Source organism: Paracoccus lutimaris (assembly GCF_003337565.1).
GTDB lineage: Bacteria > Pseudomonadota > Alphaproteobacteria > Rhodobacterales > Rhodobacteraceae > Paracoccus > Paracoccus lutimaris.
Window position 1 is genome coordinate 158,541 of sequence record NZ_QPJL01000006.1, and the last position, 20,825, is coordinate 179,365.

Consider the following 20,825-nt stretch of genomic DNA (forward strand, 5'->3'; position numbering starts at 1 on the left):
TCCCGCGCGTCAGTGTCAGGCCGCGATCAGCGGAAGGGCATGGCGTACATCAGCCCGCCCTGGGTCCACTGTGCGTTCAGACCGCGGGCCAGACCGATGGGGGTCTGCTCGCCGATGGTGGCGGCGAAGATCTCGCCATAGTTGCCGCTGGCCTTGATGGCATTCAGCGCCCAGTTGGCATCCAGACCCAGCATCTTGCCCAGATCGTCGGTGGTGCCCAGAAGGCGCTGCACCTCGGGGTTCTGCGAGGACTTGGCCAACTCGTCGATATTGGCCGAGGTCACGCCGTATTCCTCGGCGGCGACCAGCGCGTAAAGCGTCCAGCGGGCGATGTCGCCCCAGTTGTTGTCGCCGTGACGCACGGCCGGCCCAAGCGGTTCCTTCGAGATGATCTCGGGCAGGATGATGTGGTTTTCCGGGTCCGCGAAGCTGGCGCGGGTCGCGGCAAGGCCCGAGGCGTCGGTCGTATAGGCGTCGCAGGCGCCGGCCATGTATTGCTGTTCGCCCTCGGCGTTCGAATCGATGTTGACCGGCTGGTATTCCATGTTGTTGGACTTGAAATAATCCGCCAGGTTCAGCTCGGTCGTGGTGCCGGTCTGGATGCAGACCGTGGCCCCGCCAAGATCCTTGGCCGAGCTGACGCCCAGATCCTTGCGCACCATGAAGCCCTGGCCGTCATAGTAGTTCACACCGATGAAATCCAGCTTGAGGTCGGTGTCGCGCTGGAAAGTCACCGTCGAGTTCCGGGCCAGCAGATCCACCTCGCCCGAGGACAGGGCGGTAAAGCGGGTCTGGCCGGTGGTCGGCACGTATTTCACCTTGGTCGCATCGCCCAGAACGGCGGCAGCCACCGCCTTGCAGAAGGCCACGTCGAAACCGGACCAGTTGCCGTTCGCGTCCGGGGCGGCGAAGCCGATCAGACCGGTGTTCACGCCACAGTTCAGCACGCCGCGGGCTTTGACCTCTTTCAGCGTATCGCCCTCGGCCGCCATGGCGCCCGACGCAGCCAAAGCCAGCGCGGTCACAGAGCCGAAGAGTACAGACTTATACATGGAGTTCCTCACTGTTGTTTCGGACTTGCCCCAGCCCTGCGTCAGCAGGGTCTGCGCAGCCCGTTTCACAAGGGGCGTTTATGCCCCTATAAGCTTGTATTGTGCCGATCGGCACGCTTGCGTCAAGAAATATACATGCCGCGCCGGTCAGGGCCGGCTGAGATGATAGAAACGCTCGGCATTGCGCATCGCGTCCAGCCTGCCTTGGGCCGCAAGGTCGGCATCCTCGTCGCGGCCCCAGCGATCAGCTTGAAATTCTTCATCGATTCGGGCCAGCTTCCAGGCGGTTTCGGCGTCCAGCCGTCCGCGCAGCACCGCCAGCCCCAGAATCAGCGAGCCGGGAAGCGTGACCAGATCATGCAGCGCGGTCAGGGCGAAGGCGTCCAGCGAGGCAATCTCGGCCTGCAGTTTCAGCAGGACCGCCGGATCCTGAGGCACCGGGATGACGCCATGGGTGATGCGCAGCGGTGCGCGCAGCTCGGTCGCGGCCCAGTCGATCAGCGGGTCCCAGCCCATGGCCTGCATCTGGGTCAGCGCCTCGGGTTCGCTGGCGCGATAGGACAGAAGATCGGTGCCGCCGTAATCGCCCAGCATCGAGGTCACGTCATGGAACTGCGGCGTGACCTTTTCGATGGCCGAGTTCGCGGCCCGGGTCAGCGGCATGGTGTTGGGGTCGATCACATCGGTCTGCGCATCCCATTCGGCGGCGATGGCGCGGGCCAGCGCCTCGGTCGGCAGGACCAGCGGCAGTTTTCCCGGCGTGCGCAGCGGGCGGTCGTCCAGAACCACCTCCCATCCCGAACCCTGCGGGCGGATACCGGCGGTTTTCCAGAAGCGGCGCGCCTTCCATTCAGTCATCGGCCCACTCCAGCAGCGCACGGGTCAAGGCCGGGTAATCGGGCGCGACCATCACCGCCCCCGCCGCCAGCAGCCGGTCGGCCGGGTGATAGCCCCAGGCGACACCGAATGACGGCATCCCCGCCGCAACCCCCATGGCGACGTCGAATTCCGTATCGCCGACCATGCAGGCCTGCGCGGCGGCGACGCCCGCCTCGTCCAGCGCCGCCTGCAGCATGGCCGGATGCGGCTTAGAGGGGTGGAAATCCGAGGTCTGGCGGCTGACGAACAGCTCGTCCCAGCCATAGTTTTCAATCAGCGCATCCAGCCCGCGCCGGCTTTTGCCGGTGGCGATGGCCAAAAGTACGCCCTCATGCGCCGCAAGCGCATCCAGGCAATCCTGCGCGCCGGGATAAAGCGGCGATTCCAGATGCATGCGCGAGGCCATATAGGCGGCGCGATAGCCTGCCGCCACCTTGTCCAGCTGGGCCTGCGACGCCTCGGGCAGCAGTTGCGCGATGGCGACGGGCAGCGACAGACCGACGATGGACAGGATCGCCTCACGCGTAAGCGGCGGCAGACCGGCCTCGGCCATGCCGGCATTCATCGAGTTGACGATCATCAGCTGGCTGTCGATCAGGGTCCCGTCGACATCGAAAATGACAAGTTTCATGGGTCCTCGGCAAAAGGATCTTCGGGAACGTCCTGTTCGGACCAGCCCAGCGTCTGCCATGTCCGCGCCATATGCTCGGGCAGCGGTGCGGTCACGGTGATCAGCTTCTTGGTGATCGGATGTTCAAAGCGGATCAGGCGGGCATGCAGATGCAGCTTGCGGCTGATCTCACCGCCCAGTTGCGCGCCCCAGCCATCGCCCAGGTTTTCCTGGCCCGAGCCGCCATATTTGCCGTCGCCCACGATCGGGTGGCCGATCTCGGCCATATGGGCGCGCAGCTGGTGGGTGCGGCCGGTGACCGGCACCATCGCCGCCCAGCTGACCCGCCCGCCAAGCGCATCCAGCACCGCGTAATCGGTATGGGCGCGCTTGGCGCCCTCGGTCGTGGCGACCTCACCGGGATGGACGGCGACCATCTTTTCGCCCTCGCCCATGCGGCCCCGGCCCGGCGCCTTGACCAGCCCGTATTTGATCGAACCCATGCGCGGATGCGGAACCCCCGCCACCGCCGCCCAATAGATCTTGCGCGTCAGCCGGTGACGGAACGCCTCGCTCAGCGAACGCGCGATGCGGTCGGTGCGCGCCAGCAGCAGCACGCCCGAAGTGTCCTTGTCCAGCCGGTGGACCAGCTTGGGCCGGTCCTTATAGCCGAACATCAGCGCCTCGGTCAGCCCGTCCACATGCCGGTCCCCCTGCCCCGAGCCGCCCTGCGAGGGCAGGCCCGGCGGCTTGTTCAGAGCGATGATATGCTCGTCCCGCCACAGCACGGCGGACTGGATCATCTCGGCATCCGATTGCTTGACGGATGGCTTTTTCGCCCGCGCCGGCACCGGGGCCGAGGCATCGGGCAAGGGCGGCACGCGCACCTCCTGGCCGGTCTCGATGCGGGTATTTGCCTTGACCCGGCCGCCATCGACGCGCAACTGCCCGGTCCGGCACATCTTTTCGATGGCGCCCTGGGTCAGTTGCGGGAATTTCTTTTTCAGCCAGCGGTCGATGCGCTGGTCGCCCTCATCGGGGCCGATCTGGATGGTCTGGACGCCGCTCATGCGAAAACTCCCCGTCCGATGGCAAGGCCAGCCATCACTGCCACGAGCGACAGGAGGACCGAGGCCAGCACATAGCCGATGGCCTGCCCGCCCGCACCGCGTTCCCACAAGGTCATCGTGTCCAGCGCAAAGGCCGAAAACGTGGTAAAGCCGCCCAGCACCCCGGTCAGCAGCAGGGGCGCCAGATGCTGGCCGCCGCGCAGGGCCAGCAGCGATGCCAGCATGCCCATGGCCAGACAGCCCAGCACATTGACGGTCAGCGTGCCCAGCGGAAAGCCGGGGCTGATGCGCCCGGCCAGAATATTGACGCCGTAACGCGCCGAGGCGCCAATGGCCCCGCCAAGCGCCACCTGCAGGAAATTATGTGTCATGTCTTGCCCTCTGGCCGCCGCTTTTGGCGCAGGCTGGCGAACCATTCAACGCGCTTTTTCAGCTCGCGCTCATAGCCGCGCTCAACCGGCAGGTAAAAGACCGGGCGTTTCATACCCTCGGGAAAGTAATTCTGACCCGAAAAGCCGTCCTCGGCATCGTGGTCATAGGCATAGCCCGCGCCATAGCCCTGATCCTTCATCAGCGCCGTGGGGGCGTTCAGGATATGGGCCGGGGGCATCTGGCTGCCGCTGCGCCGCGCCAGATCGCGCGCCGCCTTGTAGGCGACATAGCCCGCATTCGATTTCGGCGCGAGCGCCAGATAGATCACCGCCTGCGCCAGCGCGAGCTCCCCCTCGGGGCTGCCAAGGCGCTCGTAAAGCGCCCATGCGTCAAGGCAGTGACGCTGCGCGGCCGGATCTGCCAGCCCGATATCCTCGACCGCCATGCGGGTCAGGCGGCGCGCCAGATAGCGCGGGTCCTCGCCCCCCTCAAGCATGCGGCCAAACCAGTAAAGCGCCGCATCCGGGTCACTGCCACGGACGGATTTGTGCAGGGCCGAGATCAGGTTGTAATGCTCGTCCCCGGATTTGTCATATTTCGCCGCGCGCCGCATCAGCCGTTGCGACAACTGTTCGGTGTTCAGCTTGCCGCCGTTCTCCTTGGCCGGGATTTTCCAGGCCATGACCTGTTCGATCAGGTTCAGGGCGGCGCGGCCATCGCCATCGGCCATTTCCAAAATCCGCTCGCGCGCCTCGCCGGTCAGGGGCAAGGGGCGGCCAAGCTCTTGCTCGGCGCGCTGCGCCAGAAGCTCCAGATCGGCAAGGCTCAGACGCTCGAGCACGATGACCTGCGCGCGCGACAAAAGCGCGGCGTTCAGCTCGAAGCTGGGGTTTTCGGTGGTGGCACCGACCAGGGTGATGGTGCCGTCCTCCATATGCGGCAGGAAGCTGTCCTGCTGCGCCTTGTTGAAGCGGTGAATCTCATCGACGAACAGCAACGTGCCCCGACCCTGCTGGCGGCGCAGGCGGGCGGCATCGAAAACCTTGCGCAGTTCCGGCACACCCGAAAAGATCGCCGAGATCTGCACGAAAGCCAGGTCGGTTTCCCGCGCCAGCAGCCGCGCGATGGTGGTCTTGCCAACCCCGGGAGGCCCCCAAAGGATCAGCGAGGACAGGCTGCCCGAGGCCAGCATGGCCCCCAGCGGGCCGTCCGGCCCCATCACCTTGCCCTGCCCGACAACGTCGCTTAGCCGCGCCGGACGGATCCGGTCGGCCAGAGGGCGTGTCACGTCGGGCTGCGGGTCGCCAGCGGGGGGCGCCGTGTCGAATAGGTCTGCCATCAGCGCAACATGTTACGCCGTGCAGACCCGACACGAAAGGCCCACCGCCCATGCGCCACCATCAATGCATCTTGGGTGCAAGATTGATCGAAACACACTGGAAATAATCGTCATCGATCCAAATGACCGGACCCATGGCCTGCGCATCGACGCCACGCGGGTTCAGCCAGCGCGGCCAGGTCGCCTTGACCAGACAGATCAGCCGGCTGGCGCCAAGCGCACGGGCCGAATTGCTCATCTCGGCGATCAGGCTCATCTGAACACGCATGCGCCGCCCGGCCGGGATCGAATGATCGATGAACAGGCGGCTCGCCTCCCAGGTGGTTTCCTCGACCGGGGCCGGCCCGTCCAGCAGGTTCTGCGGGATCGAGCCGCCCAGCAGGTCCTCTTGCGCATCACGGATCATATAGGAATACACACCGCAGCGGGCGGTGGTCGGCGTCAGGCGAACGCCGGCAAGAACACGGCCATGTTCATGGATGGCGACCCAGCGGCTCATCGGCGTGTCATACTGGTCGAACTCCATCCCATCGACCTCGGGCAGTGGCCATTTCTTGAGATCGATGAAGCTTTGTTTCCGCGCGCGGAAGATATTGGCAAAAAGTTCGCCATGATTATGCATGTTGGCGAACGAAAGTGTGGTTGTCTGAACTTCGGGCAGCCGTGCGTCAGGGGTCCGGATGGTCGTGGTCTGAACGTCAGCGCTGCGAATTGTGGTGGTGGTCTGCATGGTGGTTTTCTCCTGGGGTGGTGGTGGTGGTGGCCCCCAGGATATACCGCAACGATAGACGGACCGTTTATAGCAAGCGGTAGTCCTTGGCCCGTTGCAGCGCCTCGGCCGTTGTTCGCGCCATCAGCCTTTCACGCGCCGAGATCAAACGAGCCTTGAATGCACTTTCCGTAATACCAAGTTTGGCAGCCGCCGCCGCGTGGCGATCCCCCTCTGCGATACACCGAAGGGCCTCTTGCTGAGCCTTTGTCAGGCTCTCCGGCGGCTCCGTCACTTCGTGAAGCCGTCGTACCATGGCCGAGATCACTTCGATCTCGTCATCCGTGAATTCGCGTTTGTCATGGGCGAAGCAGCAAATCGTTCGCGACTTGATCGGCCCATGCGCGATGGCAAGCCCGTAATGCAGCCCGTGATCCGCCGCGTCCTGCAGAATCGAGAACGGGTCGGGAATGGGCAAAACGCTCCAGCGGCAGGCGCCGGTCGTCGAGAACCCCCAGGCGATGGTGGGATCGCGCAGGGCATAGGCGCGTTCGGAATAGCGCTGCGCCCAGTCCTTGTTATAGGTCTGGAACTGCATCAAGGGTGCAGCAAAGCGAATGTGAAGCCCAACGAAGTAGCCCGCCGGAGAGAGCTTCTTCAGCTTGGCCAGTGCTGCATTGATTTCCGCGCGAGACGACATGACGATTTGGACAGATTGCGTTTTTTTACGTTAGCAGGAAAAATGGCAGAGTTTGCAGGCTATTCAAGCGATACTGCAAAATAACATGACGTTTTTTACCCTTCCCTAAGGTAAACTTAGTGAAGAAAATTTCGCTGTTCCCAGACAACCGTCACCTCTCCACAACAATAACGCGCGATTTATGCGCGTATTCCAAGGCCCTGCACAACCGAAAATTTTACGGACCGGCCAACAGCCGCCACCGCGCGTGCAAGATTTGCACTTCTGCTGTTGCAAAAAGCCCGCAGCCATGGCTCTGGCCGCGGGCATGAACTTTCTGTTAACCCGAGGAAAGACCTGGGTTTACGCTTCGTCAGCGGCCGATTCGGCTTCCAGACGGGCGCGGTCAGCGGCACCCTTGGCATCGGTGTCACGCTCGACGAATTCGATGATTGCCATCGGCGCCATGTCGCCATAGCGGAAGCCGGCCTTCATGATGCGGACATAGCCGCCCTGACGGTCCTTGTAGCGGGCGCCGAGCACGTCGAAGAGTTTCTCGACATGCATGTCCTGCTTGAGCTGCGAGGCGGCCTGACGGCGGGCATGCAGATCGCCGCGCTTGGCCAGCGTGATCAGCTTTTCGACGATCGGGCGCAGTTCCTTGGCTTTCGGCAGCGTGGTCTTGATCTGCTCGTGCTCGATCAGCGAGCCAGCCATGTTGGCGAACAGCGCCTTGCGGTGTTCGTGGGTACGGTTCAGTCGGCGGTAGCCGCGGGCGTGACGCATGATGTTTCTCCGTTTACGTCTTTTGCTTTGTCTGGCGGCCCTTGCGTGAAAGCCGCTCTCCTTGGGGCGGGATGCCCGGTATTTGGGAAGGTGCGTGTAAACACGCACCCTACCCGATTCGCAAGACCGCAGGATGCGTGTTTACACGCACCGCCCGATCAGAACTGCCCGATCAGAACTGGTCGTCGAAGCGCTTGGCCAGATCTTCGATGTTTTCCGGCGGCCAGTCGACGACGTCCATGCCAAGATGCAGGCCCATGCCCGAAAGCACTTCCTTGATCTCGTTCAGCGACTTGCGGCCGAAGTTCGGGGTGCGCAGCATCTCGGCTTCGGTTTTCTGGATCAGGTCGCCGATATAGACGATATTGTCGTTCTTGAGGCAGTTGGCCGAACGGACCGACAGCTCCAGCTCGTCGACTTTCTTCAGCAGGCGCGGGTCGAATTCCAGACCGTCCTCGGCATCCGAGCGGGTCGCGGCTTCCGGCTCGTCGAAGTTCACGAAGACCGACAGCTGGTCCTGAATGATGCGCGCGGCATAGGCCACGGCGTCTTCCGGGGTCAGCGAACCGTCGGTTTCGACCTTCATCGTCAGCTTGTCATAGTCCAGTACCTGACCTTCGCGGGTCGGCGTGACTTCGTAGCTGACGCGCTTGACCGGCGAGAAGATGGCGTCGATCGGGATCAGGCCGATGGGCGCGTCCTCGGGACGGTTCTTGTCGGCGGCGACGTAACCCTTGCCATTGGCAACGGTCAGTTCCATGTGCAGCTCGGCGCCGTCATCCAGATGGCAGATGACATGATCACGGTTCAGCACGGTAATGCCGGCCGATTCCTGGATGTCGCCGGCCTTGACCTCGCCCGGCCCCTTGGCCGAGAGCGCCAGGCGCTTGGGCGCATCGACGTCCACTTTCAGCGTCACGCCCTTGAGGTTCAGGACGATGTCGGTCACGTCCTCGCGCACGCCGGGAACGGACGAGAATTCATGCAGCACATTGTCGATCTGCACCGAGGTGATGGCCCCGCCCTGCAGCGAGGACAGCAGCACGCGGCGCAGCGCGTTGCCGAGCGTCAGACCGAAGCCGCGTTCCAGCGGTTCGGCGACCACGGTCGCGACACGGGCCGAATCGGCGCCCGGCTTGACTTCAAGCTGGGTCGGCTTGATGAGTTCAGCCCAATTCTTGTGGATCATGCGTTTTCCTCCATACCAGTTTTCGACCCATGACCGGTGGTCGAAAACGCCCGAGGTGAAATGCGAATGCGCGTCCCGCGCCAAAATGCGGCGCGGGACGCGATAAGAGCTTAGAAATCAGACGCGGCGGCGCTTCGGCGGACGGCAGCCGTTATGCGCGATCGGGGTCACGTCACGGATGGCCGTGATGTTGAAGCCGACGGCAGCCAGCGCGCGCAGCGCCGATTCACGGCCCGAACCGGGGCCCTGAACCTCGACTTCGAGGGTGCGGACACCGTGTTCCTGCGCCTTCTTGCCGGCGTCTTCAGCGGCCATCTGGGCAGCGTAAGGCGTCGATTTGCGCGAGCCCTTGAAGCCCATGGTGCCAGCCGACGACCACGAGATGGCGTTGCCTTGCACGTCCGAGATCAGGATCTTGGTGTTGTTGAACGAGCTGTTCACATGCGCCACGCCAGTGGCGATGTTCTTGCGCTCTTTGCGCTTGATGCGGGTTTTATCGCGTGCCATGGATCAGCCCCCTTATTTCTTCTTGCCGGCGATCGGCTTCGCCGGGCCCTTGCGGGTGCGGGCATTGGTGTGGGTGCGCTGACCGCGAACCGGCAGGCCGCGGCGGTGACGCAGGCCACGATACGAACCCAGGTCCATCATGCGCTTGATGTTCATCTGGGTTTCACGGCGCAGGTCGCCCTCGACGGTCAGGTTCGCGTCGATATATTCGCGGATCTGCAGAACTTCGGCATCCGACAGGTCATTCACGCGACGGGCCGGATCAATGCCGACCGAGGTGACGATCTCTTCGGCGAATTTGGGGCCGATGCCATGGATATAGGTCAGAGCGATCGGGACGCGTTTCCCGGTCGGAATGTTGACGCCAGCAATACGAGCCACGCGTTTTCCTTTTCATGTTGCGGTTCCGTAGCACCGGAACCTTTTTTCACAACCAAAGACCCGAAAGCCATGCCTTCGGGCCTGAGAGGCGATTCTCTTGCGAGATGAGGCGGATTAAGGGATTCCCCGCGGAACGTCAACCCTGACCGGGAATCCTGTCCAGCACCGCCGCGACCTCGGCCGCGACATCGTCGATATCGGCCAGACCGTCGACCGGATTCAGGTTGCCCTTGGCATAGTAATACCCGATCAGCGGCGAGGTTTTCTTGTAATATTCCATCAGCCGGGTCTTGAGGCTTTCGGCATTGTCATCGGCCCGGCGGCGCAGGTCGGTCGAGCCGCAGACATCGCAGACGCCCGCAACCTTGGTCGGCTTGGTCACGTCGTGATAGACCTCGCCGCAATTGCCGCAGGTAAAGCGGCCCGAGATGCGGGCGACCAGCGCCTCGTCATCGACGCGCATCTCGACCACGGCATCGACATGCTGGCCCATCTCGGCCATCAGCGCCTCAAGCGCATCGGCCTGGGCCAGCGTGCGCGGGAAGCCGTCAAAGATGAACCCCTTGCCGCCGGCAGCCAGCTTTTCGCGGATCAGGCCGATGACGATCTCATCGGTGACAAGCTCGCCACGGTCCATGACCTCGGCGACGCGCTTGCCCATCTCGGTCCCGCTGGACTTTGCCTCGCGCAGCATGTCCCCGGTCGAGAGCTGGACCAGGCCCCGCTCTTCGATCAGGCGGCGGGCCTGAGTGCCCTTGCCCGCACCCGGAGGTCCCAGCAGAATGATATCGATCGTCATTGTCGTCCCTCTCCTACCCTTCCGGTGGGGTTCCCTCAGCGACGCGCGGGCGCTTTTTTCGGCTTGGCCGCACCGGGCTTGCCGCGCTTGCCACGCAGTTGTGATTTCTCAATCAAACCTTCGTATTGATGCGCAAGCAAGTGGCTTTGCACCTGATTGATCGTGTCCATGACGACGCTGACCACGATCAGCACCGAGGTGCCGCCAAAGTAGAACGGGATCGCCAGCTGATGGCGGATCACCTCGGGCAGAAGGCAGACGGCGGCCAGATAGGCCGAGCCGATCACCAGCACCCGGTTCACCACATAGGTCAGGTAATCCTCGGTCTTCTTGCCGGGACGGATGCCCGGGATGAAGCCGCCCTGATTTTTCAGGTTCTCGGCCACGTCATCGGGTTTGAAGCTGACGTTGAAAGTGTAGAAATAGGCGAAGAAGACGATCATCGCCGTGAAGAACAGCAGGTAAAGCGGCTGGCCGGGACCGAAATAGGCCAGGATCGTCGACATGATCGGCCCGGTCTGGTTGCCCGAGAAGGTCGAGATGGTGACCGGCAGCAGCAGCAGCGAGCTGGCAAAGATCGCCGGAATGACGCCGGCCGGGTTGACCTTGATCGGCAGGTGCGACGACTGGCCGTCATAGATCTTCATCCCCACCTGACGGCGCGGATACTGGATGTGGATCTTGCGCAGCGCGCGCTCCATGAACACCACGAAGGCGATGACCGCGACCACCATCACGACGATGCCCAGCGTCACCAGCGTCGAGCCGCTGGACGCGCCCTGCGCGAGGAATTGCGCGATATGGGTCGGGATCTCGGCCACAATGCCGACAAAGATGATCAGCGAGATGCCGTTGCCGATGCCGCGGGCGGTGATCTGCTCACCCAGCCACATCAGGAACATGGTGCCGCCGACCAGCGTGATCACCACGGATGCGCGGAAGAACAGGCCCGGATCATGGGCCAGGTTGCCGGCCTCGAGGCTTACGGCCAGACCCCAGGCCTGGAACAGCGCCAGCGCCACGGTGCCATAGCGGGTATATTGGTTGATCTTCTTGCGGCCCTGCTCGCCCTCTTTCTTGAGCTGCTCAAGCGCGGGCACCATCGAGGCCAGAAGCTGCACGATGATCGAGGCGCTGATATAGGGCATGATCCCCAGCGCAAAGATCCCCATCCGCCCCAGCGCGCCGCCGGTGAACATGGACAGGATACCGCCGATGCCGGCCTGCGCCTCTTCCATGAAGTTGCGCAGCGCGCCGCCGTCGATGCCGGGCACCGGGATATAGGTGCCAAGACGATAGATGATAAGAAGTCCGAGGGTGAACCAGATCCGCTGGCGAAGCTCGGTCGCCTTGCCAAGCGCCCCCCAGGAAAGGTTCGCGGCCATCTGTTCTGCGGCTGACGCCATTCTTCTGCCCCTTCATGGCAGCGCCGCCGGATCGTTTCCCGATCCCGCGGCGCCTGGAAAACTTGGAAAGCTATGTATTGGGCGCAGGCGCGCCCTTCAACAGCTTATTCGGCCGCAGCTTCTTCTTTGACCGGGCGGGTCAGGGTGATCTTGCCGCCGGCCTTCTCGATGGCCTCGACGGCGGTCTTCGATGCGCCGGCCACGGTCAGGTCCAGCTTGGCTTTCAGCTCACCCTTGGCCAGCACGCGGACGCCGTCCAGCTTGCGGCGGATGACGCCGGCAGCAACCAGAGCATCCTCGGTCACGGCGGCTTTCGCATCGAGCTTGCCCGCGTCGACAAAGGCCTGCAGCTGGCCCAGGTTCACCACCGCGAACTCAAGGCGATTCGGCTTGCTGAAGCCGCGCTTGGGCAGGCGGCGATACAGCGGCATCTGGCCGCCTTCGTAGCCGTTCAGCGCAACGCCCGAACGCGAGGTCTGGCCCTTGATACCACGGCCGGCGGTCTTGCCCTTGCCCGAGCCGGGACCACGCGCGACGCGCTTTTTCTTGCGGTTCGCGCCTTCGTTGTCGCGGATTTCATGCAGTTTCATTTCGCTTCTCCTTAAGCCGGAAGCGCCCCATGAAGCGAAAGAGGGCGGACACGGCATTTCTTGGTTGTTGAGTCGGCGCCCCGAAAGGCACTGGCGGGGCTTACAGCATTCCGTTTCGCAGAGCAAGCGGCGCAGGAGCCCCTCAGAACTGGATCCAGGTGCCGATCTTCAGCGCCGGCTCACCCTCGCCCGCCAGCGGCATGATCACGCCCAGCTCGATCTTGGCCGGCCCGGTCAGATCGCGCACCACCGAGGTCGCAAGCTTGGCCGAAAAGCCCAGATCGTCGCGATCCTCCAGCCGCAACTGGTTGATGACCATGAGCGAAGGGCGGGCCTTCCAGCCCAGCGTCACCTCGGCCTTGATCGTGGTCTTGGGGGTCAGATAGACCTGCCGGCTGCTCCAGCGGCCATTGGCGTCAGGGGTACGGTCAGGCTCGCCCTCTTCGCTGCGGGCCAGCTTGGCGCGGGCATCCACGGCCAGCCAGCCGCCGCCGGGCAAGCGTTTCAGCACCGGCACGCCGTCAAGCCCCCTGCCCCAGGCAGCCCCGATCTGGACGAGGGGGATCAGCTTGCCCTCGCGCCGGATGACCCCGATTCCGCTGGAAAGGGTCAGCCGGTCCGGCCCTTCACCGCCGTCCATCGCGCGCTGCGACCACAGCATGACGCTGCTTTCGCCGGCGGTGCTGTGGCCCAGCTCAAGGCCCAGCGTATGGCGCGGGTTCAGCCCGTATTCGCTGTAAAGCCCGGTATAGCGGTTGCCGTCGCCATCCTGTTCGACCGAAAAGGACAAAAACACCTCGCCATCGCCGCGCGGCCACGGCCCGGCCATGACCCCGCCGGCCCAAAGGGCCAGCAGGAGCGTCAGCATGCAGGCGGCAAGGCGGGACATGGCAGTCCTTTGCGGGCGAAAACCTCCGCCGCAAGGCTAGGCCAACATGGTTAGCGAAAGGTTAACTGGCCCCGGCCATGGGGTCCGCTGAAACGAAAACCGCCCCGGAGCGGCTCCGGGGCGGTTTCCAAGTCGTCAGGCGAGGCTGGGATCAGCCGCGCTCTTCGATGATGACGGCCAGATGCGGGATCTTGGCGACCATGCCGCGCACGGCCGGGGTATCTTCCAGCTCGCGGGTGCGGTTCATCTTGTTCAGGCCCAGACCTTTCAGCGTCTCGCGCTGGATGGCGGGGCGGCGGATCGGCGAGCCGATCTGCTTCACGACGATGGTTTTAGCCATTCTTGCCTCTCCTTACGCTTCGGCAGCGGCGTCAGCCGGCTTGTCGTTCGAGGACAGGATCTCGGCCACTTTCTTGCCACGACGCTGGGCGACGTTGCGGGGCGAGGCTTCCTTTTTCAGGCCGTCGATGGTGGCGCGGATCATGTTGTAGGGGTTTTGCGACCCCTGCGACTTGGCCACGACGTCCTGAACGCCCAGCATTTCGAACACGGCGCGCATCGGACCACCGGCGATGATACCGGTCCCCGGAACGGCGGTGCGCATGATCACCTTACCGGCGCCGTGACGGCCCTCGATATCGTGATGCAGCGTGCGGCCATCGCGCAGCGGCACGCGGATCAGGCCGCGCTTGGCCTGCTCGGTCGCCTTGCGGATCGCCTCGGGCACTTCTTTCGCCTTGCCCTTGCCGAAGCCGACACGACCACGCTGGTCGCCGACAACCACCAGAGCGGCAAAGCCAAAACGCTTGCCACCCTTGACGGTTTTCGACACGCGGTTGATCGCGACCAGACGATCGGCGAATTCCGGGGTTTCTTCGCGCTCTTCGCGGCGGCCCCGACGGTTTTCACGTTCTGCCATAAGGCATTCCTTTTACACTGGCGCGCGATCCGCGCCGTTGAATCCGATCCTGGTGGGGCAATCCCGAGCGGGATTGCAGCCCCCGGATCATCGGGGTGGCGTTGCCGCCACCCGCAATCGTCAGAACTTCAGACCGCCTTCGCGGGCTGCGTCGGCCAGGGCTTTGATCTTGCCATGGAACAGGAAACCGCCACGGTCGAAGATCACTGCCTCGACGCCAGCCTTTTTCGCGCGCTCTGCAATCGCAGCGCCGATCTTGGCCGCAGCATCCACGTTGTTCTTGCCGACAACGCCCAGGTCTTTTTCCAGCGACGAGGCCGAGGCCAGAGTGACCCCTTTCACGTCGTCGATCACCTGAACGCTGATGTTCTTGGACGAACGGTGGACGGACAGACGCGGACGACCGTCCGTGATTGCCCGCAATTTGTTCCGCACGCGCAGGCGGCGCTTCAGGAACAGCTCTCTTTTGTTCAGTGCCATTTTTGCGCCCCTTACTTCTTCTTGCCTTCCTTGCGGAAGACGACCTCACCCTTGTAGCGGATGCCCTTGCCCTTGTAGGGCTCGGGGCGGCGCCACTCACGGATGTTCGCGGCGACCTGGCCGACCAGCTGCTGGTCAATGCCTTCCACCGAGATTTCGGTCTGCTTCGGCGAGGAAATCGTCACGCCTTCCGGCGCGATGAAGTTCACGTCATGCGAATAGCCCAGAGCCAGTTTCAGGTCTTTGCCCTGCATCGTGGCGCGGTAGCCCACGCCCTGGATCTCAAGCTCTTTCTTGAAGCCGGTGCTGACGCCGGTCACAAGGTTCGCCACCATCGAGCGGGACATGCCCCACTGCTGGCGCGCACGCTTGGACATGCCGCGCGGCGTCACTTTGACGCTGCCTTCTTCGACAGTCAGGGTCACGTCATCCGTCGCGGTGAATGCACGGGTGCCTTTCGGACCCTTCACCTCGATGGTCTGGCCTTTCACTTCGGCGGTCACGCCCTGGGGCAGTTCGACCGGCTTTTTACCAATCCGAGACATCCTGCCCTCCTTAGAACACGGTGCAGAGGACTTCGCCGCCAACGTTGGCGTTGCGAGCCGCTGCGTCCGACATCACGCCTTTCGGCGTCGAGACGATGGAAACGCCCAGGCCGTTGCGGACCAGCGGGATTTCCTTGACCGAGGCATAAACCCGACGACCGGGTTTGGACACGCGAGCGAGCTCGCGGATGACCGGGGTGCCTTCGTAGTATTTCAGGCTGATTTCCAGCTCGCCATGGCCAGCGGCCGAGGTGACGGGCTCGTAGCCACGGATGTAGCCTTCAGCTTTCAGCACATCCAGAACCCAGGCGCGCAGCTTGGAGGCGGGAGTGCGGACGGTCGATTTGCCGCGCATCTGTGCGTTGCGGATGCGGGTCAGCATATCGCCGAGAGGATCGTTCATCGACATAATGCCCCCTTACCAGCTCGATTTGACCATGCCGGGGATCTGACCGAACGAGCCAAGCTCGCGCAGCATGATCCGCGACAGTTTCAGTTTACGGTAATACGCGTGCGGACGGCCGGTCAGTTGGCACCGGTTGTGCAGACGCGTGGCCGAGGAATTGCGCGGCAGTTCAGCCAGTTTCAGGCTGGCCTTGAAGCGCTCTTCCATCGGGCGGGACTGGTCGTGGATGACTTCGTTCAGAGCGGCGCGCTTGGCGGCGTATTTCTGAACCAGTTTCTCGCGCTTCAGTTCGCGCTCGACCATGGATTTCTTAGCCATATCTCTCTTACCTCCGCGATCAGCTGTTGAACGGCATGTTGAAATGCTTCAACAGCGCTTTCGCTTCCGCGTCGGTCGGCGCGGTGGTGCAGATGATGATGTCCATCCCCAGAACTTCGTCGACCTTGTCGAAGTTGATTTCCGGGAACACGATGTGCTCTTTCAGGCCCATGGCATAGTTGCCGCGGCCGTCGAAAGAGGTGCCTTTCACGCCGCGGAAGTCGCGGACGCGGGGCAGCGCGATGTTGATCAGGCGGTCCAGGAATTCATACATCCGGTCGCCACGCAGGGTGACTTTCGTGCCCAGCGGCATTTCCTCGCGGACGCGGAAACCTGCGATCGAGTTCTTGGCTTTGGTGATGACAGCCTTTTGACCCGCGATCAGCGACAGCTCTTCAGCGCCTTGCTTGACCTTTTTGGTGTCTTTCACGGCCTCGCCGATGCCCATGTTCAGGACGATCTTGTCCAGCTTGGGGATCTGCATGTCGTTCTTGTAGCCGAACTCTTCTTTCAGGGCTGCCCGGATCGTGTCCTTGAACAGCGCTTTCAGACGCGGCGTGTAGGTGGCTTGGTCCAGCATCAGATCAGGTCCCCCGTGGTCTTGGCGAAACGGACCTTCTTGCCGTCTTCCTCGCGGAAGCCGACGCGGGTCGCTTTGCCGTTCTTGTCCATCAGCGAGAGGTTCGACAGGTCGATCGGCATGTTCTTCGCCACGCGGCCGCCCTGAGTGGTCTGGGTCTGGCGCTGGTGACGGATGGCGACGTTGACACCGTCAACGACCGCTTTGTTCTCTTTCGGGAACACGGCGGTGATTTCGCCCTGCTTGCCTTTGTCCTTGCCGGCCAGCACGACGACCTTGTCGCCTTTTTTCAGCTTGGCAGCCATCACAGCACCTCCGGCGCAAGCGAGATGATCTTCATGAAGTTCTTGGCGCGCAGTTCGCGGACCACCGGCCCGAAGATACGCGTGCCGACCGGCTCACCCTGGTTGTTCAGGATGACGGCGGCGTTGCGGTCAAAACGGATCGAGGTGCCGTCTTCACGCTTCACTTCTTTCGCGGTGCGCACGACGACGGCCTTGCGGACGTCACCTTTCTTCACGCGGCCGCGCGGAATGGCTTCCTTGACGGAGACGACGATAATGTCGCCCACCGACGCATAGCGACGGTGCGAACCACCCAGGACCTTGATGCACTGCACCCGGCGAGCGCCGGAGTTGTCAGCGACATCCAGATTGGTCTGCATCTGGATCATAGGGTTACTCCCGACCTTTGGGGACCGGCAGGACCGGCCCCAGGGTTTCGATTAAGTCTGGGTTCAGACCGAGGCTTCGGTCAGAACGGTCCAGCGCTTGGTCTTCGAGATCGGCGCGCATTCAATGATGCGAACGGTGTCACCGACCTTGAACTGGTTATCCGCGTCATGGGCGCGGTATTTCTTGGACGACCGCACGGTCTTGTGCAGCAGCGGATGCTTGAAGCGACGCTCGACCAGAACGGTGATGGTCTGTTCGTTCTTGTCGCTGACGACCTTGCCTTGCAGGATGCGTTTGGGCATGGACCGGGCTCCTTAGTTCGACGCCGCGGCAGCTGCCGCTTTCTGGTTCAGAATGGTTTTCACACGGGCAACGTCACGACGGACGACGCGCATGCGGGCGGTCGATTCGAGCTGGCCGGTGGCCTGCTGGAAGCGCAGGTTGAACGCTTCCTTTTTCAGCGCCAGCAGCTGTTCTTTCAGCTGATCGGGCGTCTTGTCTTTCAGTTCCTGCGCTTTCATGCGCCTGTTCCTTTCAACATCACCGGAGAGCCCCTGCCATGCAGGGCCACCCTGATTCCGGTGGAGTTTCATGATGAAGCCGTGCCTATAGGCGCGTTTCCCAGCAAACACAAGGGATTTCTTGCCCGGCACGCAAGGACTGCACGCGACCAAAGGTCACTTATTGCGCGCGATCACGTCTGCGTTGCCGTCGCCCCTGTGCACCCGGACGATCCTGACGATCTGTCGCTGGCGGTGTCCGTCGACAGTGGCAGGATCTCACTGGCGGACGTGCGGATCACCGGCGCACCCTGACGCATCGCGCCTTGGGGGCCGGCAACGCCGCCCCCTGTCGCTTTTCAAGCGGTGTTTTCCTGCAACGGCAGGATTTTCCTTTCGTTCGCGATCACAGGACAGCACTTGCCGGCGATCACGCCGGCGTTATCGTTATCCAATTATCTTAGATTTAATGAGGACATGAATGGATCCTGTTTCGCTTGTTGTGGGCGGCATGCTCGCAGTGGTCTTTGGCGTCGCGATTTTCAACAGCGACGACGACGATTCCGGTTCCGATGACTCGACGCCGGAAAACTCGGAAGGCCTGACGCTCGACCCGGAAACCGGCACGGTGACGGGGACCGACGGGGATGACATGATCACGACAGAAGCTCTGGCGTCCCCCGAGGACGCCTATGGAAATGTCAACGCCGGCGCGGGGAACGATACCGTCGTCGCGGATTTCGGCGGCGAAATCCTCGGCGGTGCGGGCGATGACATCCTGACCGTCGAGACCATCTATAGCGGCTTGGTTGATGGCGGCGAAGGCGATGACATCATCAATGTCGAACCGATCACCGGGGATATCTTTGGCGGCGAAGGCAATGACACCGTCAATTACGATGGCGTCAGGACCGCTCGCGACGAGCTGGTCGTGATCGATACGGGTGCCGGCGACGATGTCATCAATGCCGAACGCTATCTGGACATCCTGACTTCGGCCCCTGAATTCGTGACCGGCGACGGCAGCGATCAGATCAATATCGAGTTCGATCTCAGCAATGGCGCCCTCAGCACCGACCTCACCTCCGGCGTGTTGGTCGGCGGCACCCGGCTGATGGCCACGGTGACGGATTTCGACGCGGCAAACGACATCCTGACCATCGACCCGACCGCGCATCTGGATGACGACGCCACGCTGGACGGCGCGCCGGCCACGATCACCTATAACGACTACGAGCTCGTCGAGGACGAGGACGGCACCACCATCATCCTGAACTACACGGTCGCCTCGGCCAGCCAGACGCTTCCGATGACGCTGGAAGTTGCGCTGACCGGCGCCACCGGCATCCCGGCCGATGCGATCCAGATCCCCGCGAGCTGATCGCTGAAACCAGAGCAGACTGGTCCCGGGAGCCCCCGGCGTCCGGGATTCCCCAACCCGCAGACATCCGACAGGACCGATAGCGGCATTTATTTCGCGCCATCCCCGGACAGCCCGCGCCCGCTGACGGCAACGTTGCCGCAAAGACGTCAATCCTGAACGAGGTCATGGTATGGATCCAACTGCGCTTGTTGCCGGCGGCCTGATGGCGCTGCTTTTCAGTGTCGCGATTTTCAATGGCGATGACGACAGCCCCGCCACCGATCGGGATGCGGATGAGCTGACGCTTGACCCCGAGACCGGCACGGTCACGGGCACCGGGGGCGACGACGTCATCGATCTGGACGAGCCGGGCAGCAGCACCGACGGCTACATGAATGTCTCGGCAGGCGGCGGCAATGACACGGTGACCTCGGAGCACGGCGGCATGATCTTTGGCGAGGCCGGCGACGATTTGCTGACCGTGCTGAATGACAATGGCGGCGTGACCGATGGCGGCGCTGGCAATGACGTGCTGAACGTCACCCCCATCGCCGGACAGGTCCTTGGCGGCGAGGGCAACGACACCATCAATTATGACGGCAACGAAAGCCTGCCCGAGACTGGCATCACGGTCGATGCCGGTGCGGGCGATGACGTCGTGAATGTCGAATCGGGCTTTGCCACGCTTTTCGGTGGCACCGGAAATGACACGCTTTCAGTGACCGGCGAGGCCGGGGAGCAGTCGTCCGATGGATATATCGATCTGGGCGATGGCCACGACCTGCTCATCCTCGACGGCGAGGTCAGCCATGATTTCCGCCTGCATGACGGCGAAGGCGACGACACCATTCGCGTTCTGCAGGCAACCGCCAGCCCGGACGAAAGCGGTGTCAATGTCAGGTGGATCAATAGCGGCGCCGGCAATGACGTTTACGAGTTCACGCTGAGCCCCGATGAAAATGCGCAGCATTTCGATGACCCCGACGCGATGGGCTATGCGCATGCAGCGATCATCCTTGATTTTGAGGCGGGGGAGGACCGTCTGGTGGTCGATCCCTATTCGCTGGCGGGCGATGCGACCTATACCGGGCATGAGCTGACGCTGGCAAACAGCACCGGATATCAGGAGGTCGTGTTCCATTACACGCATCCCGACTATCCCGAAGGGCTGGCGGTGTCGGTTGCCGTGACCTCAGGCAGGATCACGGCCGAGGATATCGAAATCACCGGCGCGCCCACACCGGCCGCATGACCCGGCGCACTGCCCGCGCCCGCAACCGGCCGGCGGGGCGCAAAGCGGCCCCAGAGATGAAAACACCCCCCGACCGCAAGGCCGGGGGGTGTTCTTTTGCCAATCTGGCAGATCTTACCAGTCTTCGCGCGCGACGATGCGGGTCAGGACCGGCAGTTTCTGCGCGCCAAGGCGCAGGGCCTCACGCGCGATGGTGTCGTTCACGCCGTCGATCTCGAACATGATCCGGCCGGGATGGACCCGGGCCGCCCAGTAATCGACGGAGCCCTTGCCTTTACCCATCCGCACTTCGGTCGGCTTCGAGGAAACCGGCACGTCCGGGAAAATCCGGATCCAGACCCGGCCCTGACGCTTCATGTGGCGGGTGATCGCGCGGCGGGCCGCTTCGATCTGACGGGCAGTGACGCGCTCGGGCTCGGTGGCTTTCAGGGCGTAGGAGCCGAAGTTCAGGTTGAACCCGCCCTTGGCTTCGCCGTGGATGCGGCCCTTGAACTGTTTGCGGAACTTGGTCCGTTTCGGTTGCAGCATCTC

The 20,825-nt window shown here is 63.0% G+C and carries 30 protein-coding genes; 2 read left to right on the forward strand and 28 right to left on the reverse strand.

Going from position 1 to position 20,825, the window contains the following annotated elements; all coding sequences use genetic code 11:
- Positions 1 to 26: 26 nt before the first annotated feature.
- The 27 genes from DFP89_RS07845 to rpmC all read right to left on the reverse strand — a co-directional run bounded on the left by DFP89_RS07845 (position 27) and on the right by rpmC (position 17,700).
- Positions 27 to 1,052: an amino acid ABC transporter substrate-binding protein gene (locus tag DFP89_RS07845; RefSeq protein ID WP_114348874.1), complete on the reverse strand. Its 1,026-nt coding sequence runs from the start codon at positions 1,050 to 1,052 to the stop codon at positions 27 to 29.
- Positions 1,053 to 1,199: 147 nt separating this feature from the next.
- A complete protein-coding gene (locus tag DFP89_RS07850) occupies positions 1,200 to 1,910 on the reverse strand; it encodes an ATP12 family chaperone protein (protein ID WP_114348875.1) in 711 nt (236 codons plus the stop codon).
- Positions 1,903 to 2,562: an HAD family hydrolase gene (locus tag DFP89_RS07855; protein ID WP_114348876.1), complete on the reverse strand. Its 660-nt coding sequence runs from the start codon at positions 2,560 to 2,562 to the stop codon at positions 1,903 to 1,905. Before DFP89_RS07855 ends, DFP89_RS07850 begins: the two co-directional genes overlap by 8 nt.
- On the reverse strand, positions 2,559 to 3,611 hold the full coding sequence (locus DFP89_RS07860; RefSeq protein WP_114348877.1) for an RluA family pseudouridine synthase: 1,053 nt from the start codon (positions 3,609 to 3,611) through the stop codon (positions 2,559 to 2,561). Before DFP89_RS07860 ends, DFP89_RS07855 begins: the two co-directional genes overlap by 4 nt.
- Complete coding sequence (gene crcB / locus DFP89_RS07865; protein ID WP_114348878.1) at positions 3,608 to 3,982, reverse strand: fluoride efflux transporter CrcB; 375 nt, start codon at positions 3,980 to 3,982, stop codon at positions 3,608 to 3,610. Before crcB ends, DFP89_RS07860 begins: the two co-directional genes overlap by 4 nt.
- Positions 3,979 to 5,322, reverse strand: a complete 1,344-nt coding sequence (locus tag DFP89_RS07870) for a replication-associated recombination protein A (RefSeq protein WP_114348879.1) — start codon at positions 5,320 to 5,322, stop codon at positions 3,979 to 3,981. The genes crcB and DFP89_RS07870 overlap by 4 nt, the downstream gene beginning before the upstream one ends.
- 61 nt (positions 5,323 to 5,383) lie before the next feature.
- Positions 5,384 to 5,944 (reverse strand): acyl-homoserine-lactone synthase, encoded by a 561-nt coding sequence (locus tag DFP89_RS07875; RefSeq protein ID WP_245948623.1) that lies wholly within the window; start codon positions 5,942 to 5,944, stop codon positions 5,384 to 5,386.
- 175 nt (positions 5,945 to 6,119) lie between these two features.
- Complete coding sequence (locus tag DFP89_RS07880) at positions 6,120 to 6,731, reverse strand: autoinducer binding domain-containing protein (RefSeq protein ID WP_114348881.1); 612 nt, start codon at positions 6,729 to 6,731, stop codon at positions 6,120 to 6,122.
- Between the two features lie 342 nt (positions 6,732 to 7,073).
- Positions 7,074 to 7,496, reverse strand: a complete 423-nt coding sequence (gene rplQ, locus DFP89_RS07885) for a 50S ribosomal protein L17 (protein ID WP_114348882.1) — start codon at positions 7,494 to 7,496, stop codon at positions 7,074 to 7,076.
- Positions 7,497 to 7,668: 172 nt separating this feature from the next.
- The gene (locus DFP89_RS07890) at positions 7,669 to 8,685 is read right to left on the reverse strand and encodes a DNA-directed RNA polymerase subunit alpha (protein ID WP_114348883.1); all 1,017 of its coding nucleotides are present in this window, start codon (positions 8,683 to 8,685) and stop codon (positions 7,669 to 7,671) included.
- 117 nt (positions 8,686 to 8,802) lie between these two features.
- On the reverse strand, positions 8,803 to 9,192 hold the full coding sequence (rpsK, locus tag DFP89_RS07895) for a 30S ribosomal protein S11 (RefSeq protein ID WP_011747123.1): 390 nt from the start codon (positions 9,190 to 9,192) through the stop codon (positions 8,803 to 8,805).
- Between the two features lie 12 nt (positions 9,193 to 9,204).
- Complete coding sequence (gene rpsM, locus DFP89_RS07900) at positions 9,205 to 9,573, reverse strand: 30S ribosomal protein S13 (protein ID WP_114348884.1); 369 nt, start codon at positions 9,571 to 9,573, stop codon at positions 9,205 to 9,207.
- A 136-nt stretch (positions 9,574 to 9,709) separates the two neighbouring features.
- Positions 9,710 to 10,372 (reverse strand): adenylate kinase, encoded by a 663-nt coding sequence (locus tag DFP89_RS07905; protein WP_114348885.1) that lies wholly within the window; start codon positions 10,370 to 10,372, stop codon positions 9,710 to 9,712.
- A 35-nt stretch (positions 10,373 to 10,407) separates the two neighbouring features.
- On the reverse strand, positions 10,408 to 11,778 hold the full coding sequence (secY, locus tag DFP89_RS07910) for a preprotein translocase subunit SecY (protein ID WP_114348886.1): 1,371 nt from the start codon (positions 11,776 to 11,778) through the stop codon (positions 10,408 to 10,410).
- A gap of 104 nt (positions 11,779 to 11,882) precedes the next feature.
- Positions 11,883 to 12,368, reverse strand: coding sequence for a 50S ribosomal protein L15 (gene rplO / locus DFP89_RS07915; protein WP_114348887.1), 486 nt, complete (start codon positions 12,366 to 12,368; stop codon positions 11,883 to 11,885).
- Positions 12,369 to 12,510: 142 nt separating this feature from the next.
- Complete coding sequence (locus tag DFP89_RS07920) at positions 12,511 to 13,257, reverse strand: hypothetical protein (RefSeq protein ID WP_114348888.1); 747 nt, start codon at positions 13,255 to 13,257, stop codon at positions 12,511 to 12,513.
- A 151-nt stretch (positions 13,258 to 13,408) separates the two neighbouring features.
- Positions 13,409 to 13,597, reverse strand: coding sequence for a 50S ribosomal protein L30 (rpmD, locus tag DFP89_RS07925; RefSeq protein WP_011747117.1), 189 nt, complete (start codon positions 13,595 to 13,597; stop codon positions 13,409 to 13,411).
- A 12-nt stretch (positions 13,598 to 13,609) separates the two neighbouring features.
- Positions 13,610 to 14,176, reverse strand: a complete 567-nt coding sequence (gene rpsE / locus DFP89_RS07930) for a 30S ribosomal protein S5 (RefSeq protein ID WP_114348889.1) — start codon at positions 14,174 to 14,176, stop codon at positions 13,610 to 13,612.
- Positions 14,177 to 14,296: 120 nt separating this feature from the next.
- Positions 14,297 to 14,656 carry a 50S ribosomal protein L18 gene (gene rplR / locus DFP89_RS07935; protein ID WP_114348890.1) on the reverse strand — a complete coding sequence of 120 codons (360 nt, stop codon included), beginning with the start codon at positions 14,654 to 14,656 and terminating at the stop codon, positions 14,297 to 14,299.
- 11 nt (positions 14,657 to 14,667) lie between these two features.
- Positions 14,668 to 15,201 (reverse strand): 50S ribosomal protein L6, encoded by a 534-nt coding sequence (gene rplF / locus DFP89_RS07940; RefSeq protein WP_114348891.1) that lies wholly within the window; start codon positions 15,199 to 15,201, stop codon positions 14,668 to 14,670.
- A gap of 10 nt (positions 15,202 to 15,211) precedes the next feature.
- Entirely contained in the window at positions 15,212 to 15,610 is a 399-nt protein-coding gene (rpsH, locus tag DFP89_RS07945; protein ID WP_114348892.1) for a 30S ribosomal protein S8, read from the reverse strand.
- Positions 15,611 to 15,619: 9 nt separating this feature from the next.
- Entirely contained in the window at positions 15,620 to 15,925 is a 306-nt protein-coding gene (gene rpsN, locus DFP89_RS07950) for a 30S ribosomal protein S14 (RefSeq protein WP_114348893.1), read from the reverse strand.
- A gap of 19 nt (positions 15,926 to 15,944) precedes the next feature.
- Entirely contained in the window at positions 15,945 to 16,505 is a 561-nt protein-coding gene (gene rplE, locus DFP89_RS07955) for a 50S ribosomal protein L5 (RefSeq protein WP_114348894.1), read from the reverse strand.
- Complete coding sequence (rplX, locus tag DFP89_RS07960) at positions 16,505 to 16,810, reverse strand: 50S ribosomal protein L24 (protein WP_114348895.1); 306 nt, start codon at positions 16,808 to 16,810, stop codon at positions 16,505 to 16,507. Before rplX ends, rplE begins: the two co-directional genes overlap by 1 nt.
- Positions 16,810 to 17,178, reverse strand: a complete 369-nt coding sequence (gene rplN, locus DFP89_RS07965) for a 50S ribosomal protein L14 (protein WP_010400243.1) — start codon at positions 17,176 to 17,178, stop codon at positions 16,810 to 16,812. Before rplN ends, rplX begins: the two co-directional genes overlap by 1 nt.
- A gap of 63 nt (positions 17,179 to 17,241) precedes the next feature.
- Positions 17,242 to 17,481, reverse strand: a complete 240-nt coding sequence (gene rpsQ / locus DFP89_RS07970) for a 30S ribosomal protein S17 (RefSeq protein WP_114348896.1) — start codon at positions 17,479 to 17,481, stop codon at positions 17,242 to 17,244.
- Positions 17,482 to 17,493: 12 nt separating this feature from the next.
- Positions 17,494 to 17,700 (reverse strand): 50S ribosomal protein L29, encoded by a 207-nt coding sequence (gene rpmC / locus DFP89_RS07975; protein WP_114348897.1) that lies wholly within the window; start codon positions 17,698 to 17,700, stop codon positions 17,494 to 17,496.
- A 460-nt stretch (positions 17,701 to 18,160) separates the two neighbouring features.
- Between rpmC and DFP89_RS07980 the strand changes: the two genes are divergently transcribed.
- Together DFP89_RS07980 and DFP89_RS07985 are read left to right on the forward strand one after the other, a co-directional pair.
- Positions 18,161 to 19,060, forward strand: coding sequence for a hypothetical protein (locus DFP89_RS07980; protein ID WP_114348898.1), 900 nt, complete (start codon positions 18,161 to 18,163; stop codon positions 19,058 to 19,060).
- Between the two features lie 205 nt (positions 19,061 to 19,265).
- Positions 19,266 to 20,294 (forward strand): calcium-binding protein, encoded by a 1,029-nt coding sequence (locus tag DFP89_RS07985; RefSeq protein WP_147273286.1) that lies wholly within the window; start codon positions 19,266 to 19,268, stop codon positions 20,292 to 20,294.
- A gap of 114 nt (positions 20,295 to 20,408) precedes the next feature.
- On the opposite strand, the gene rplP is transcribed toward DFP89_RS07985, so the two are convergent.
- Positions 20,409 to 20,822, reverse strand: a complete 414-nt coding sequence (gene rplP / locus DFP89_RS07990) for a 50S ribosomal protein L16 (protein ID WP_114348900.1) — start codon at positions 20,820 to 20,822, stop codon at positions 20,409 to 20,411.
- Positions 20,823 to 20,825 lie beyond the last annotated feature (3 nt).